We start from the raw sequence: 15,374 nt of genomic DNA, 5'->3' as shown, positions 1-15,374 counted from the left end.
CACGACCGGACCGGGAGCACGCCATGGCACGGCCAGCGGACGAGCCCAGCTCGGGGGAGCGGGAACGGGCGGGCCTGCGCGTCACCGGGGCCGACCGGGTGCCGCGTCTCCACCCCGATCTCGGCGCCGCCGATTTCGGCGCCGCGCGGGAGGCGGGCCCGGCATGAAGCGTCCCGAGGAAGGTCCCGCGCAGGAAGGCCCGATGCAGGAAAGTCCCGTGCCGGGCGACGCCGACCGGACCAGGCGGCTCGTGCTGGCGGGCAGCGAGGGCGCGGTGCAGCGCTCCCGGGACTTCAGCCGCCGGGCCCTGGCGTCCTGGGACTGGCTCCCGGCCTTCACCGGCGAGCGGTCGGCCGTGACGGACGACGTCCTGCTGATGGTCTCGGAGCTGGTCACCAACGCGTGCATGCACGCCCCCGGCGGCCCGCGGGAGCTGCGGCTGAGCTGGAACGGCGTGCGGCTGCGGGTGGAGGTCACGGACGCGAGCCCGGTCCCGCCGCGGTTGCGCCCGTTCACCGACCCCGGGCGGCCGGGCGGCCACGGCCTGCGGGTCGTGGACCGGCTCGCCCGGGCCTGGGGCTCGCTGCCCGAGGGCGAGGGGAAGCTGGTCTGGCTGGAGGTCCCCTCCCCGTTGGAGCCGCTGGAGCCGCTGGAGCGAGCCGTCCGTCCGGACTGAGTTGTGCCCCGGGACTCGGACCTCGCGCTCTCCACGCCTGTGCCCGGAGAAAGGTCGGTAGACCGCCCGAAACATGAATCAAATGTCGTGTTTCGGGTAAAAACCCCCTGAAGCGGCCACGGCACGCAGCCGGCCGCATCCGCACCCTCGCCGGGTGTCACCGGGGCCGCGGCCCGACGAAGCCGGGCACGGTCCTTCGGAAAGCCCCGAAGCCAGGAGAAGCCACCCGTGTGCACCACACTGGAAACCGTTCGCCCGGCCGAGCGGGCGGCCGCCCCACCGTCCGGTCTCCCGCCCGACCTGCCGCCGCGCCCGACCGACGCGCAGCTGCGCGCGATGGGAAAGTCCGAGGCGCGTGAACTCAGCGACGCGCTGTTCGAGCGCCTGGCCGGGCTCGCCCGCGAGAGCCACGCCTACAGCTACGTGCGCGGCACCGTCATCGAGCTCAACATGCCGCTGGTGCGCTTCATCGCCGCCCGCTTCCGCCACCGGGCCGAGGACATGGACGACATCCTCCAGGTCGGCACGATCGGCCTGATCAAGGCCGTCGACGGCTACGACCCGCGGCGCGGCGTCGAGTTCATCACCTACGCCATCCCCACCATCGCCGGCGAGATCAAGCGGTTCTTCCGCGACACCTCCTGGCCGGTACGGGTCCCGCGCAGCATGCAGGAGCTGTACCTGACCGTGGCCCGCGGCTCGGACCGGCTGGAGCAGGAGCTCGGCCGCCTCCCGCACCCCGACGAGATCGCCGAGGCCCTCGACCTCACCGAGGACCAGGTCGTCGAGGGCCTGATCGCCGGCCGTGTCTACCGCCCCGACTCCCTGGACGCGCTGCGCGACCAGGACAGCGACGAGAGCGGCAGCGCGATCCTCGACCGACTGGGCTCCTGCGACCCCGGCATCGACCTCGCCGACTTCCGCACCGCCGTCCGGCCGCTGCTCGCCCATCTGCCGCGCCGCGAGCAGACCGTGCTCAAGCTCCGCTTCTGGGACGGGTGGACCCAGTCCCAGATCGCCGAACGCATCGGCGTCTCCCAGATGCACGTCTCCCGGCTGCTCACCGCCATGCTCACCCGGCTGCGCGAGCAGTTGGAGGACCGCGACGCCCCCGGCTGGGCGGACGAGGCCGAGGGGTCGGACGAGGCCGAGCGAACGGGCGAGGCCGAGGGAACGGGCGACGGCGGGGCACCCGCCTGAATTTCCGGCCCACCGGACGTTTCCGGCCCGCCGCAGTGGATAGCCGTGCCGGGGACGAAAGGAGCGCGCGACCATGACCCACCAGCCGCCGAAGACCCGGCACCAGGAGGGCTTCACCGTCCAGGCCGAGCCGTGGGCGGAAGGCACCGTGCTCGCCCCGTACGGGGAGCTCGACCTGGACACGGTCGCCGGGTTCGAAGCGGCCCTCGGCCGGGCGCTCGCCGGGCCGGCGACGGTGGTGGTGATCGACTGCGCCGGGCTGGAGTTCTGCGACTCCACCGGACTCAACGCCCTGCTCCGCGCCCGGGACCGCGCGGCGGTCGAGGGCAGTCGCATCGAACTCGCCCGTCCGCAGCCCCTGGTGCTGCGGATGCTCGAACTGACCGGCGTGACGGACGCGTTTCCGATCCGCGACACCGTGCCGGGCTGACACCCGTCCTGCCTGCCGCCCTCTGCCGCCGTCTGCCACCCGCTGCGATCCGGTGGCACAGTGGAACAGGGCGGCGGCCCGCCGCCGCCCTCGGGGTCGGGGCGCCCGGTCGGGGCACCCCGGCCGTGTGATCGATTCGGGTGGTGGGACGGATGGACGAGCAGTCGGCGCCCGGTGCTCAGCCGGCCAATCCGGCCATTCCGGCCGACCCACCGCGCCCGGCCGACCCGGCCGACCCGGCGGGCCCGGCCGACCCGGCCGAGCAGGCCCTGCGGCGGCTGCTCGTCGGGCTGACGGCGGTGCGTGACGGCGACTTCCGCACCCGGCTCACCCTCGACCAGCCCGGCGTGCTCGGGGAGATCGTCACGGTCTTCAACGGGATGGCGGACCAGCTGGCGCGGGTCACCTCCGAGGTGACCAGGGTGGCACGGGAGGTCGGCACGGACGGCCTGCTCGGCGGTCAGGCCCAGGTGCCGGGCGCGGCCGGGACGTGGCTGGAGCTGACCGACGCGGTGAACGCGATGGCGGGCAACCTGACCTGGCAGGTGCGCAACATCGCGCAGGTGACCACGGCGGTGGCGAAGGGCGATCTCACCCAGAAGATCGAGGTGGACGCGCGGGGCGAGATCCTGGAGCTCAAGAACACCGTGAACACGATGGTCGACCAGCTGTCCGCGTTCGCCGACGAGGTGACCCGGGTGGCCCGGGAGGTCGGCACCGAGGGGCGCCTGGGCGGCCAGGCGCGCGTCCCCGGCGTGGCCGGCACCTGGCGGGACCTCACCGACTCGGTGAACTTCATGGCCGGCAACCTGACCTCCCAGGTCCGCGCCATCGCCCAGGTCGCCACGGCGGTGGCCGAGGGCGATCTCACCCAGAAGGTCTCGGTGGTCGCCCGGGGCGAGATCCTGGAACTGAAGACGACCATCAACACCATGGTCGACCAGCTGGGTTCGTTCGCCGCCGAGGTGACCAGGGTGGCCCGCGAGGTCGGCACCGAGGGCCGGCTCGGCGGGCAGGCGGACGTCCGGGACGTCTCCGGGACGTGGCGCGACCTCACCGAATCCGTCAACGTCATGGCGGACAACCTCACCCGGCAGGTCCGCGCGATCGCCGAGGTGACCACCGCGGTCGCGGAGGGGGACCTCACCCAGAAGATCCGGGTGGACGCGCGCGGCGAGATCCTGGAGCTGAAGGAGACCATCAACACGATGGTCGACCAGCTCTGCGCGTTCGCCGACGAGGTGACCCGGGTGGCCCGGGAGGTCGGCACGGCCGGGAACCTGGGCGGCCAGGCCAGGGTCCGCGGCGTCTCCGGGACGTGGAAGGACCTCACGGACAACGTCAACGTGATGGCCTCCAACCTCACCGGCCAGGTCCGCTCGATGTCCGAGGTGGCCACCGCGGTGGCGCGCGGCGACCTGTCCCGGAAGATCACCGTGGAGGCCAAGGGCGAGGTCGCGGCGCTCGCCGACGCGATCAACACCATGGTGGACACCCTGTCGGTCTTCGCCGACGAGGTCACCCGGGTGGCCCGCGAGGTCGGTACCGAGGGCATCCTCGGTGGCCAGGCCCGCGTCCCCAACGTCGCCGGGACGTGGAAGGACCTCACCGACAACGTCAACTTCATGGCGCACAACCTCACCAGTCAGGTGCGCAACATCGCCCAGGTCACCACCGCCGTCGCCGAGGGCGACCTCAGCCGCAAGATCGACGTGGACGCGCGCGGCGAGATCCTGAAGCTGAAGACGACCGTCAACACCATGGTGGAGCAGCTGGGTTCGTTCGCCGCCGAGGTGACCAGGGTGGCCCGGGAGGTCGGCAGCGAGGGGCGGCTCGGCGGCCAGGCCCGGGTGGAGGGCGTCTCCGGCACCTGGAAGCGGCTCACCGAGAACGTCAACGAACTGGCCGGCAACCTCACCCGGCAGGTCCGCGCGATCGCCGAGGTCACCAGCGCCGTCGCGGCCGGCGACCTCACCCGCTCGATCAGCGTGGACGCCTCCGGCGAGGTCGCCGACCTCAAGGACAACATCAACGCCATGGTGGAATCGCTGCGCGAGACCACCCTGGCCAACCAGGAGCAGGACTGGCTCAAGACCAACCTCGCCCACTTCTCCGCCGCCATCCAGGGCCGGCGGGACATCCGGGCCGTCGCCGAGATGATCACCGACGAGCTGACCCCGCTGATCGGCGCCCAGTACGGCGCCTTCTTCCTCGCCGAGGAGACCGCCGACGGCCCCGAACTCGCCCTGATCAGCGCCTACGGCCGCCCGGCCGGAGAGACCCGACGGCTGCGGCCGGGGGAGTCCCTGGTCGGCCAGGCCGCCCGCACCCGGCGCACCGTCGTCGTCGACGACCTGCCGCCCGGCTACGCCACCCTCGCCTCCGGCTCCGGGGCCGCCGACGCCCGCTCGCTCGTCATCCTGCCCATCGCCCTGGAGGAATGGCTGCTCGGCGTCCTGGAGTTCGCCTCCGTCCACCCCTTCACCCAGGTCCACCGCGACTTCCTGGAGCAGTTCACCGAGGCCTGCGGCGTCAACATCGGCACCCTGCTCGCCAACGCCCGTACCGACGAACTGCTCGGCGAGTCCCGGCGCCTCACCGCGGAACTCCAGGCCCGCTCCGAGGAGTTGCAGGCCGGACAGGAGGAACTGCGGCGCTCCAACGCCGAACTGGAGGAGAAGGCCGCCCTGCTCGCCCAGCGCAACCGCGACATCGAGGCCAAGAACCTGGAGATCGAACAGGCCCGTCAGGAACTGGAGGAACGCGCCCGGCAGTTGAGCCTCGCCTCGATGTACAAGTCCGAGTTCCTGGCCAACATGAGCCACGAACTGCGCACCCCGCTCAACAGCCTGCTCATCCTCGCCCAGCTGCTCGCCCAGAACTCCACCGGCAACCTCACGCCCAAGCAGGTCGAGTACGCGGGCGTCATCCACTCCGCCGGCACCGACCTGCTCCAGCTCATCAACGACATCCTCGACCTCTCCAAGGTCGAGGCCGGAAAGATGGAGCTGACCCCCGAACGCTTCGCCGTGCGCGAGCTGCTGGAGTACGTCGAGTCGACCTTCAAGCCCCTCGCCGACCAGAAGGGCCTCGCCTTCGGGGTCGACGTCGACCGCTCGGTGCCGGAGGAGCTCGTCACCGACCAGGCCAGGCTGCGCCAGGTGCTGCGCAACCTGCTCTCCAACGCCGTCAAGTTCACCGACACCGGCCGGGTCGAGCTGCGGATCGAGCGCGCCGCGGGCCCGGATCTGCCGCCCGAACTCGGACGGGTGGCCTCAGCGGTGGCGTTCCACGTCGAGGACAGCGGCATCGGCATCGACCCCGCCCACCTGGACACCATCTTCGGCGCCTTCCGGCAGGCCGACGGCACCACCAGCCGCCGCTACGGCGGCACCGGCCTCGGGCTGTCGATCAGCCGCGAACTCGCCAGGCTCCTCGGCGGCACCCTCACCGTGCGCTCCACCGCGGGGAAGGGCAGCCGGTTCACCCTCCACCTTCCGGTCGGCGGGCCCGGACACCCGGACGGCGAAGCGGAACCCGAGCCGCGGATCGTGGTCTCCCCGGACCCGGTGGGGCCGGCCCCGGTGGCTCCGGGGCCCGGCGACCCGCTCGCCGGGCGGACCGTCCTGATCGTCGACGACGACGTCCGCAACGTCTTCGCCCTGGCCGCCGCGCTCGAACCGTACGGCCTGACCGTCCTGCACGCCCCCGACGGCCGTGCCGGGCTCGACCTGCTCCGCGCCCACCCCGAGACCGACCTGGTCCTGATGGACGTGATGATGCCCGGCCTCGACGGCTACGCCGCGATCGCCGCCATCCGCGCCGACGAAGGCCTCGCCCGCCTGCCGGTCATCGCCGTCACCGCCAAGGCCATGCCCGGGGACCACGACAAGAGCCTGGCGGCGGGCGCCGACGATCACGTCACCAAACCCGTCGACACCCGCGACCTGCTCGACCGGATGCGGCACGTGCTGGACACGCCGTGACCGCCGGGCACGAGCCCGGTGACGGTACGGCCCGGGCCCTCGCCGAAACCGTCCGCCGGCTCCAGGACGCCGCCGCCCGGACGCGGGCCGGGGAGCGCGGCCGGGCCGTCGTGGACCTCGCCACCGGGATGCTGGCCGAGCGCCTCGGCGTGCTCCCCGCCGAGGCCGCCGCCCACCTCGCCCGGCTCGCCCGGGAGGCCGGCGTACCGGTCGTCGCCCTGGCCGCCGACATCGCCGGCGTGGCGGGGCCAGCGCCCGAGCCACCACCCGGCCCAGCGCCCGAGCCACTTGCAGCGGAGCCCGGTCCGCCGCCGCTCGTGACCCCCGCGCTCGCCGCCCTCCCCGACCCGGGACGCGCCGCCGAAGCCGTCCTGGAGCAGACGGGACGCGCGCTCGGCGTCCACGCCGTCGCCCTGTGGCAGCGCCTGCCGGGCGGCGCGCTCGCCCTCGCCGCGCACGCCGGGCTGCTCGCCGCCGAGGCCGCCGCCTGGAGCCGCGTCCCGCCCGGCGTCCCCACCCCGGCCCAGCGCGTCGTCGGGGGCGGGCCGGAGCTGTGGCCCGGCGACCCGGGGAGCGACGGCCCCTCGGTGGGAGCCGGTTCGGCCAGGGTCGTCCTCCCCCTCCTCGTCGGGGGCCGCCGGCAGGGCGCGCTGGAGCTGCTGTGGCCCGTGCCCGGCCCCGCCCCGGCGCTCGGCGGGCTCCAGCGCCGCCGGCTCCACGCCCTCGCCGACCTCTGTGCGACCCTCCTGGCCGAGGCCCGGACCCCTGTCCCGTCCGACGAGGACACCGCTCTCCTCGAAGGCCTGCCCACCCCGGCCCTGCTGCTGGAGCCGGTCGTCCGCCGGGGTCAGGTCGACGACTTCACGATCGTGCGGGCCAACGCGCACTTCCACGATCCGCTGGGCCGCCCGCAGGACGCGCTGGAGGGCACCTCGCTGCTGGAGGCCTATCCGGTCGCCTGTGCCGCCGGCCTCTTCGAACGGCTGCTCAGGGTGCACGAGACCGGGGCCCCACTGCCCGGCGAGCGGGTGCGACTGGTCTTCCGGCGGGACGCCCTCGCCCAGCGGGACGTCCTCGCCGTTCCCGCCACCGTCCTGCTCACCGCCGCCCCGTACGGTGACCGGCTGCTGGTCGGCTGGCAGCCCGAGCCCGGGCAGGGCGACGCGGAGGAGGAGACCGACCTGCTGCGGCAGGCCCAGCGGCTCGCCCGGGTCGCGGGCTTCGAGGAGCGGCTCGACACCGGCCGGGTCCGCTGGAGCGACGGCCTGCGCGAGATCTACGGGCTGCCGCCCGACGCCGCCCCCGTTCCGCTGGCCCGGCTCGCCCGGCACACCCACCCCGACGACGAGCCCGCGATCCGGCGCCTGCTGGACACCGTCCGCCACCGGCACCGGACCGCGTCCGCCGTCTTCCGGCTGGTCCGCCCGGACGGCGCCCACCGCTACACCCGCGTGATCGCCGAGCCCGTCCTCGACGACCAGGGCCGGCTGAGCGCCGTCCGCGGCGCCTTCCACGACGTGTCCGCCCAGCACCGGACGGAGGTCGCGCTCGGCGCCACCCGGGCGCGTCTCGCCGACTCCGAACAGGAGGCGGCCGAGGGCGAGCGGCTCGCCCTGCGGCTCCAGCAGGCCATCCTGCCCGCGGCACCGCCCCCGCTCGGCGCCACCGGCCTGCGCGCCGCCGTCCGCTACCGCCCGGCCGCGAAGCGGGACCGGGTCGGCGGCGACTGGTACGACGTACTGCCGCTGCCCGACCAGCGCGTGCTGCTCGCCGTCGGGGACGTCGCCGGGCACGGCGTGTTCGCCGCCACCGGCATGGTCGCGCTGCGGCACGCGCTGCGCGGCCTCGCGGTCACCGGGGCCGGCCCGGCCCGGCTGCTGGAGTGGGTCAACACGATCGCCCTGCGCGAACCGGGCCATGTCACCGCCACGGCCGTCTGCGTGATGCTCGACCAGGCCGACGGCGGGCTGCGCTGGGCGCGGGCCGGCCACCTGCCGCCGATCCTGGTCGGACCGGACGGCGCCCACGTGCTGCCGCTGCCGCACGGCATCCTCCTCGGCGCCCTGGAGGACGCCCGGTACGAGGAGCACACCGCCCACCTGCCCCCGGGCGACGTCCTGCTGCTCTACACCGACGGTCTGGTGGAGCGCCGGGACCGCCCGGTCGAGGAGTCCGTCGACCAGCTGATCCGCGCCGCCGGCGCGCCCGGCCCCGACCTGGAGCGGTACCTCGACCGCCTGCTGGAACTCAGCCCGGCCGACACCGACGACGACACCTGCCTGGTCGCCGTTCAGCTGGCAAAGCCCGTGCTGGAGTAGCCCTCACACCGCGCCGCCGGGTCGTCGCGTGCGGCCCCCGGTGGCATCCTGAGGGCTCAGTTCCGGCAACGGGCACCCGGCGCAGTGAGGATCCAGTGACCATGAACCGACCGTCGCCGCACGGCGCACCCGGGTGAGCGGCCGTGCGTACGTGGCGGATCCTGCGGGCGACGGTCAAGGGTGTGTGGGGGCAGGGCCGCACCATCGAACTGCTCCAGCGTTCGATGGCGTTCGCGGCGCTGTTCTTCGTGACGCTCGTCCCGCTGCTGATCGTCATCGCGGCCGCCTTCCCCTCGCGCGGCAGCGGCATCGCCGAGTGGATCACCGACGGCCTCGGCCTCACCGGAGAGGGCGCCACCGCCGTCCACCGGCTCTTCGTCTCCCGTGGCCAGGTACTCAGCACCACCACGGGCGTCGGCCTGGCCGCGCTGGCCGTCTTCGGGGTCTCCCTGATGTCCGCGGTCCAAGGCGTGTACGAGCGCATCTGGCAGCTCGACCGCGGGCCGTGGCACGCGATCTGGCGCCAGGCCCTCGGCCTGGCCGGGCTGACCGGCTACATCGTGCTGGCGGCCTGGAGCGGTACGTTCTGGCGCCACTCGACCGTCCAGCCGACCTTCCGGATCGTCGCGACGACCGTCGGCGGCGTCCTGCTGTTCTGGTGGCTCCAGCGGCTGCTGCTCGCCGGCCGCGTCCCGCCGCGGGACCTGCTGCCGGGAGCCGTCGCGACGATGGCGGCGCTGGCCGGCCTCCGGCTGTTCTCCCGGGTGGTCTTCGCGCCGCTGCTGGTGTCCAACGCCATCTCCTACGGCACCGTCGGCACGGTGCTGGTCGTCCAGACGTGGCTGATCGGCGTCGGCTACACCGTCTACGGCGGCGCGCTGGTCGGGAGCGCCGCCGTCCGGGCCCGCCAGGAGCCCTGACCGGCGGACCGGGCCGGACGGCGCGGGTGTGGCGGGCAACGTGCGCCGGACGCATGGGAGTTGTGGAGATTCCGGAACCGCCGACTGGCATGCGCGGCGACGGGTAGGCGCCGTTGACACACGTCGGTCCGCCCGGGCCGGCGCGCACCACCGCCACAGGAGGGCGACCCGATGCAGAAGTCCGCTGTCCGCCCGATGCCCGTCACGTTCCCCGACAGCCCGCTGCCCGATCTGCCGGTGGACGTGGAACTCCGCTTCGACACCGCCCTTCCCTACGCGGCGTGTCTGGTGTTTCCGCTGACCCCGTGCGGCTGCACCGGCCCCGACGCCGAGGTGTGCTGGTACTTCAGCCGCGACCTGCTGAACGAGGGCCGCCACGCCCCGGCCGGCAACGGCGACGTCAAGGTCAGGCCGGGAACCGCCGGTGAAGTCCTCATCACCCTGCGGAGCCCGGACGGCCAGGCCGTGCTCAGCGCCCCGGAGGCCGCCGTCACCGCCTTCCTCACGGACGCCTTCACGCTGGTGCCCGCCGGATCGGAGCCCGACCACCTCGACATCGACACCGCCCTCGCCTGGTTCCGCGACACGGACTGACCGCGCGCCCGGTTCAGGCCGCGTCGCCCGGCCCGGCCGCCGGGGCAGCGGCAGTGCCGTCGGTCGACGAGCGCAGCAGGGTGGCGAGGAGTTCGGCGATCGTGGGGCCGCTGTCGGCCGGGTGCCGCAGCTGCTTGCCGTCGATGACGTGGTAGTGGTTCGCGCGTCCACGGCGTTCGTGGGAGAGGTACTCGGCCTCTTCGAGATCCGCGATGATGCGCTGGACGGCCCGCTCGGTGAGCAGGCAGCGCGCGGCGATGTCGCGGACCCGGATGCCGGGGTCGCGCGCGATCTGGACGAGCACGCGGGCGTGGTTGGTCAGGAAGGTCCACGACCCACCCGGAGCGGTGCCGTTCTCCACGTCTCTCAGCGTACGACCGCCGGTTCACGGTGTCGAAAACACGACATTCGATTCACGCAAATCTTGACATATGCGGTGGGCGGGTGAGGATGGAAACGGTACGTGAAGGAGACCTTCCCATGTCCGTCCGTCTCAAGAGTGACACCGTGGCCATCGGGGACGCGCTCGTCTGCGTCCTGGCGGGTGACGTGACCATGGACAGCGAACCGATCGCCGCACACGCGCTGAACGCCGCCCTCGACCGGGCACCCTCCGTCCTCGCGGTCGACCTCTCCCGGGTGGAACTGTTCACCTCCACCGGCCTCAACCTCCTGCTCACGCTGCGACAACGGACACTCGGCCGACCGACCGCACTGGTCCTGGTGGCGCCGAGCGACATGGTGCGCCGGGTCCTGGAGATCACCGAGACCGCCCCGCTCTTCCCGGTCCGTGCCACCGCCGAACAGGCCGTCCGCCACAGCCTGCGGCCGCCCGCCGCGCCGCGCTGAAGCTCCGCACCGAACCCTCCGCACGGAACGGTTTGGGCGGATCGGAGCGGGGCACACGCCCGACCACGAAGAAGCTCCGGACAGGCCGGGTCCTTCCATGTGTCCCACCCCCGCCCCTGCGGCCTCCCACCACCAGCGCCGGCTCACCCTCGACACCGACGGCAATCCGTACTGCGTCAGCGACGCCATCGCCTTCACCCGCCGGTTCGTACGGGACCGGCACCTCGCCGACCCGCCCGCCGCATCCGACGACGTCCTGCTGGTCACGGCCGAACTCGTCACCAACGCCGTACGCCACGCCGGCGGCCCCTGCGACCTCGGCCTCACCCAGCACGGCGCCCGGCTGCGCGTCACGGTCACCGACCCGAGCCCCGAGCCGCCGCGCCGCGCCGGACACCGGCCGGCCGGGCACGGCGGCTACGGGCTGATGATCGTGGAACGCCTGGCCGTGCGCTGGGGGCACTACCCCCTCGACGGAGGCAAGGCCGTGTGGGCGGACCTGTCACTGCCGCCCGGCCGGCTCACGGATCGCGCGGTCCGGGGACGCGCGGAGGTTCGTCCGGGCGAGCCGGACCCGACGGTGGCTGGGGGAGCGTGGGCCAGGGGTTCTGGTAGGGGGCGGGGCGATTGAGGACGGGTAGGTCGGCCTCGGTGGCGATGCCGCACTGGTTGCGGCCGGCGGACGGCCGGTGCGGATGACGCCCGGTCAGGCGGCGGGGGTGGTGTCGGTGGCGTCCAGTGCCGCGCGCAGGGTGCGGGCCAGGGCCGAGGGGGCGAGGGCGTGTCCGTGGAAGTGGACCCACCACATGGCCGGCTCGTGGGCGAGCAGGTGCTTGTGGACCGCGGTCATGTCCAGCCCGCCCTCGTGCAGCGCGTCGACGGCGGGCTGCAGTTCGGCCTCGGTGACCGACAGGCTGCCCATCAGCAGTGTCCGGCCGTCGCCGTAGCGGGTGAAGGCGGCGTAGGAGCCCACGAACAGCCGGACGCCGTAGGTGGTCACCGGCAGGTCCTGCCGGGTGAAGCGCACCCGGTAGACCGAGCCGTCCGCCATCGTGCCCGGCCGGCCCAGGACTTCGGCCACCTCGCCCCAGTCCGCCTCCACGGTCGGCACCGGCATCACCGTCTGCCGCCGGGCCGGTTCCACCGCGCCCGCCCTCGGGGCGGACCCGACCAGCACCGGCACCGTCGCCGCCACGGCCAGCAGCCGCCGGCGCGACGGGTGCACCTGGATGTCCTCCGCACCCCGTGCCGACATGCCGCTCACCACATCAGCCCCTCAGCCGCTCAGTCCTCGGCCCCGCCGGACGGCCGGTCGGGACCATGAAACCGAGCGGGGCCGTCGAAGCGCTGAAGCGCCACGCCGTACCGGCGATCCGGTGTGCGCGGGGTCAAGGACGCGTTCACACACTGACCGTCCTGCCGCGAGGGTCAGGGACGTGCGAGGGTGTCCGGGGACCCGCCGGTATCGCCGGCTCGGCCCTCGCCCCCGCCCCCGGGGGCACCCTCGCGCGCCCGGAGCGCGGCGCGGGCCGCCTCGGCGAGGCGGCGGGCGTCTTCCAGCGCCTCGTCGAGGGCCGGCAGCCGGGGTTCGACGTGCGGGCCGACGGCCTCGATGGCCAGCTCGGCGTCCTTCGCGGCCCGTGCCGGATCCTCGGCGAGGACGGACTCGCCCCGGAGGACGCGTAGCAGTGCCACGGCGTGGCGCCCCGCCAGCGTGCTGTCGTCGTGCGGGCCGAAGACGCGTTCCTGGTGGGGGCGCAGGGCCTCGGCGAGTTTCAGGGCCCGCCCCGGTCGGCCTGCCGTGGCGTAGGCGTTGACCAGGTTGGCGGCGGAGATCAGGGTGTCCGGGTGGTCCCGTCCGAGGACTCGCGACCGGAGCGGTAGTACCCGCTCCGCGATCTCGACGGCCTCGTCGTGGCGCCCCGTCCTCCGGCAGGACACCGAGAGGTCGGCGAGGGCTTTGAGGGTGTCGGGATGCTCCGGGCCCTGGACCCGTGTCTGGTCGGCCACGGCCTGCCGTCGCAGGGCGAGGGCCTCCTCGCCCCGGCCCGTCGCGGCGTACGAGGAGGCGAGGGAGACCCGGACGGCCATGGTGTCGGGGTGGTCGGGCCCGAGGATGCGCTCGGAGGCCTCCAGCACGTTCTCCTCGATCTCCATCGCGTCCGCCAGCCGGCCGGCCTGGGCGTAGCTGGAGGCGAGGCTCGCCAGGGCGATGAGCATCCGGGGATGCTCCTGCGCGCCGAGCAGGTTCGCGAGTTCGACGACCACCTGTTCCTTCAGGGCCAGCGCTTCCTCGTACCGCCCGTTGATCTCGTAGGTGAGCGCGAGGTTGTTCCGCGAGTTCACGGTGTCGGAGTGGAGCGGGCCGAGCACCCGTTCCCGGGCGGCCAGGACGTGCTCCTTGAGCGTCACCGCGTCGCTCTCGAAGCCGATCTGGGTGTAGGAGGCGGCGAGGGAGCCGAGGATGTCGAGGGTCTCGGGGGAGTCGGCTCCGAAGAGGCGCTCATGTTCGACCGCGACCCGTTTCCGGAGCACGACGGCGTCCGTGGCACGGCCGGCCTGCTCGTAGGCGGCGGCCAGGTTGGCCTGGGAGATGAGGGTGCGTTGGTCCTCGGGACCGAGTTCGGCCAGGTTGGCCTCGACCTCCTCCTCCCAGTGGTCGACGGCTTCGGTGTGCAGGCCGGCGGCGAGGAGGCTCAGCCCTGCTCTGTCCCGTAGCGCGAATCCCGGGAAGAGCCGGAGGACCTCGCTGCCGACCGTGTCGCGCAGGGTCGCGGTGTTGGCCCGGAGGCTGGCGGCGAGGCGGTGGTCGAGGTGGTCCTCCGCCGGCCAGAGCTGGTACATCGCGAACATCACCGCGGACTGGGTGGGGGTCGGTTCCGGGGTGGTGTCCCGGGCGGCGCGGGCGGTGAGGGCGTGGATGGAGACCTCCCGGTGGGCGGCCACCGCGCCCCGGTGCGGGAGGTCGACCCCGGCCGGGTAGCTGCTGATCAGGTTGTAGGTGTGCAGGACGGCGAGGGCGGTGAGCGCTTCGTCGGCGCTGACCGGCGGAGGTTCCCCCGGTTCGGCCGGCTCCGCGTCCGGGCCGCCGGCGCGTGGCGGGGAGTCCGGTCCGGTCGCTCCGGCGGCGCGCTGCTTCGCGAGGTACTCGGTCACCGCGTCGGTGGTCCAGAGCTCGCGGGGGTGTCCGGCGGGGTCGAGCAGGGCCGCCAGCCGGACGGCCGGGACGGCGAGGCCCTTGGGTTCGGTCTGCTGGGCGGCGTCCAGCGAGATCAGCAGCGCCGCGGCGACGGGCCGCCCGTACAGTTCGGTGTCCGCCTCGGGCGGCAGCACGGCGTCCAGGGTGCGGGTGCGCTCCCGGAAGAGGTCCAGGTAGGCCGTGCAGGTGCGCTGCTGGTTGACCATGTAGGCGGCGGCGTGGGCGAGGGCGAGCGGCAGCCGTCCGAGCGCCTCGGCGAGGTCCTCGGCCCGGGGGTCGAGCAGGTAGGGGTAGCCGGCGCCGGTGAGGCGTTCGCGCAGGTAGGCGACGGCCTCGGCCGTGTCGTAGACGTCGACCGGGACGACGGCCCGCCCGCCGCCGGAGGCGTGGGCGCCGCGCTGGCGGGTGGTGGCGAGGACCCGGCCGTTGCCACGGCGTGACCGCCCGGGCCACAGCGGCCTGGTGGCGGTGAAGTCGGTGACGTCGTCGAGGACCACCAGCCAGCTGCGCTCGGTGCTGCTGAGCCAGTTCAGGAAGCGCCGGGCGTCCTGGTCGACGCGGTCGGCGGCGTTGGTGGCACCGGGCAGCTGAACGGCGGCCGCGGCCTCGGCGTACGCGAGGAGGACGGAGACCGGGTCGGCGGCGGCCGCCCAGACCACCACGTCGACGCCGTCCTCCAGGGCCTGCCAGGCGTAGTGGGCCGCCAGCTGGCTCTTTCCGACTCCGCCGCCCCCGGCGAGGACCTGGGAGAGCACCACCGTCTCGTTCCCGGCCCGCACCTGGTCGATCGCCTCGCGTACGGCGGTGCGCGGCTGGAAGGCGCTGGCCAGGATCGGGATGACGCCGATGGACACCGGCCATTCCGGTGGTGGGGGCGGCGGCAGGTGGACGGTGCCGCCTTGGACGACCGAGCCGTGGACCGTCGAGTTGGTGATCACGTTGACGACGTTCGTCCCGCTTTCCGCTCCCGCGCCGTCCCCCGGCCGCTGCGGCGGCATCACTTCGTTCATGATCTGATCCTCCGTCAATCATTCGACGGCGCACATCCTTGCGCGGTACACCGTCGATCGGTACGGGTTCGGCCGAACTCGCCTCCGGTGGCAGTCGGCCACCGTTGATCGTCCACTCGCCACGTGTGGGTGGTGGGTTGCGGGCCCCTGCCCTGTGGTGGAAACCCGACCGATGTGACTCCGCGTGATGAG

13 protein-coding genes are annotated in these 15,374 nt (G+C 73.8%); 10 read left to right on the top strand and 3 right to left on the bottom strand.

Features of this window, described 5'->3' with window-relative positions:
- Window positions 1-23 precede the first annotated feature (23 nt).
- The 8 genes from ACYP53_RS20385 (at window position 24) to ACYP53_RS20350 (ending at window position 10,124) form a co-directional block, all read left to right on the top strand.
- Entirely contained in the window at window positions 24-167 is a 144-nt protein-coding gene (locus tag ACYP53_RS20385) for a hypothetical protein (protein ID WP_459648408.1), read from the top strand.
- Between the two features lie 35 nt (window positions 168-202).
- Window positions 203-676: an ATP-binding protein gene (locus ACYP53_RS20380; protein WP_459648407.1), complete on the top strand. Its 474-nt coding sequence runs from the start codon at window positions 203-205 to the stop codon at window positions 674-676.
- 228 nt (window positions 677-904) lie between these two features.
- On the top strand, window positions 905-1,876 hold the full coding sequence (locus ACYP53_RS20375; RefSeq protein WP_459648406.1) for a SigB/SigF/SigG family RNA polymerase sigma factor: 972 nt from the start codon (window positions 905-907) through the stop codon (window positions 1,874-1,876).
- Between the two features lie 73 nt (window positions 1,877-1,949).
- Complete coding sequence (locus tag ACYP53_RS20370; RefSeq protein WP_189914349.1) at window positions 1,950-2,306, top strand: STAS domain-containing protein; 357 nt, start codon at window positions 1,950-1,952, stop codon at window positions 2,304-2,306.
- A 152-nt stretch (window positions 2,307-2,458) separates the two neighbouring features.
- The gene (locus ACYP53_RS20365) at window positions 2,459-6,292 is read left to right on the top strand and encodes a HAMP domain-containing protein (RefSeq protein ID WP_459648405.1); all 3,834 of its coding nucleotides are present in this window, start codon (window positions 2,459-2,461) and stop codon (window positions 6,290-6,292) included.
- Entirely contained in the window at window positions 6,289-8,610 is a 2,322-nt protein-coding gene (locus tag ACYP53_RS20360) for a PP2C family protein-serine/threonine phosphatase (RefSeq protein WP_459648404.1), read from the top strand. The genes ACYP53_RS20365 and ACYP53_RS20360 overlap by 4 nt, the downstream gene beginning before the upstream one ends.
- Window positions 8,611-8,753: 143 nt before the next feature.
- Window positions 8,754-9,530: a YhjD/YihY/BrkB family envelope integrity protein gene (locus ACYP53_RS20355; protein WP_459648403.1), complete on the top strand. Its 777-nt coding sequence runs from the start codon at window positions 8,754-8,756 to the stop codon at window positions 9,528-9,530.
- Between the two features lie 171 nt (window positions 9,531-9,701).
- Entirely contained in the window at window positions 9,702-10,124 is a 423-nt protein-coding gene (locus ACYP53_RS20350; RefSeq protein ID WP_459648402.1) for an SsgA family sporulation/cell division regulator, read from the top strand.
- Window positions 10,125-10,137: 13 nt separating this feature from the next.
- On the opposite strand, the gene ACYP53_RS20345 is transcribed toward ACYP53_RS20350, so the two are convergent.
- The gene (locus ACYP53_RS20345) at window positions 10,138-10,485 is read right to left on the bottom strand and encodes a helix-turn-helix transcriptional regulator (RefSeq protein WP_189914345.1); all 348 of its coding nucleotides are present in this window, start codon (window positions 10,483-10,485) and stop codon (window positions 10,138-10,140) included.
- Window positions 10,486-10,604: 119 nt separating this feature from the next.
- Between ACYP53_RS20345 and ACYP53_RS20340 the strand changes: the two genes are divergently transcribed.
- On the top strand, window positions 10,605-10,973 hold the full coding sequence (locus tag ACYP53_RS20340; protein WP_459648401.1) for an STAS domain-containing protein: 369 nt from the start codon (window positions 10,605-10,607) through the stop codon (window positions 10,971-10,973).
- 97 nt (window positions 10,974-11,070) lie between these two features.
- Complete coding sequence (locus ACYP53_RS20335) at window positions 11,071-11,604, top strand: ATP-binding protein (protein WP_459648400.1); 534 nt, start codon at window positions 11,071-11,073, stop codon at window positions 11,602-11,604.
- A 75-nt stretch (window positions 11,605-11,679) separates the two neighbouring features.
- Here ACYP53_RS20335 and ACYP53_RS20330 read toward each other — a convergent pair whose 3' ends face one another.
- Together ACYP53_RS20330 and ACYP53_RS20325 are read right to left on the bottom strand one after the other, a co-directional pair.
- Entirely contained in the window at window positions 11,680-12,228 is a 549-nt protein-coding gene (locus ACYP53_RS20330) for a DUF1259 domain-containing protein (RefSeq protein WP_459648399.1), read from the bottom strand.
- A gap of 173 nt (window positions 12,229-12,401) precedes the next feature.
- Complete coding sequence (locus ACYP53_RS20325) at window positions 12,402-15,182, bottom strand: tetratricopeptide repeat protein (RefSeq protein WP_459648398.1); 2,781 nt, start codon at window positions 15,180-15,182, stop codon at window positions 12,402-12,404.
- Window positions 15,183-15,374 lie beyond the last annotated feature (192 nt).

This window comes from Kitasatospora sp. Ki12 (genome assembly GCF_054601375.1).
The sequence above is the reverse complement of the archived record's forward strand: the minus strand, read 5'-3'. Positions and strand labels throughout refer to the sequence as shown.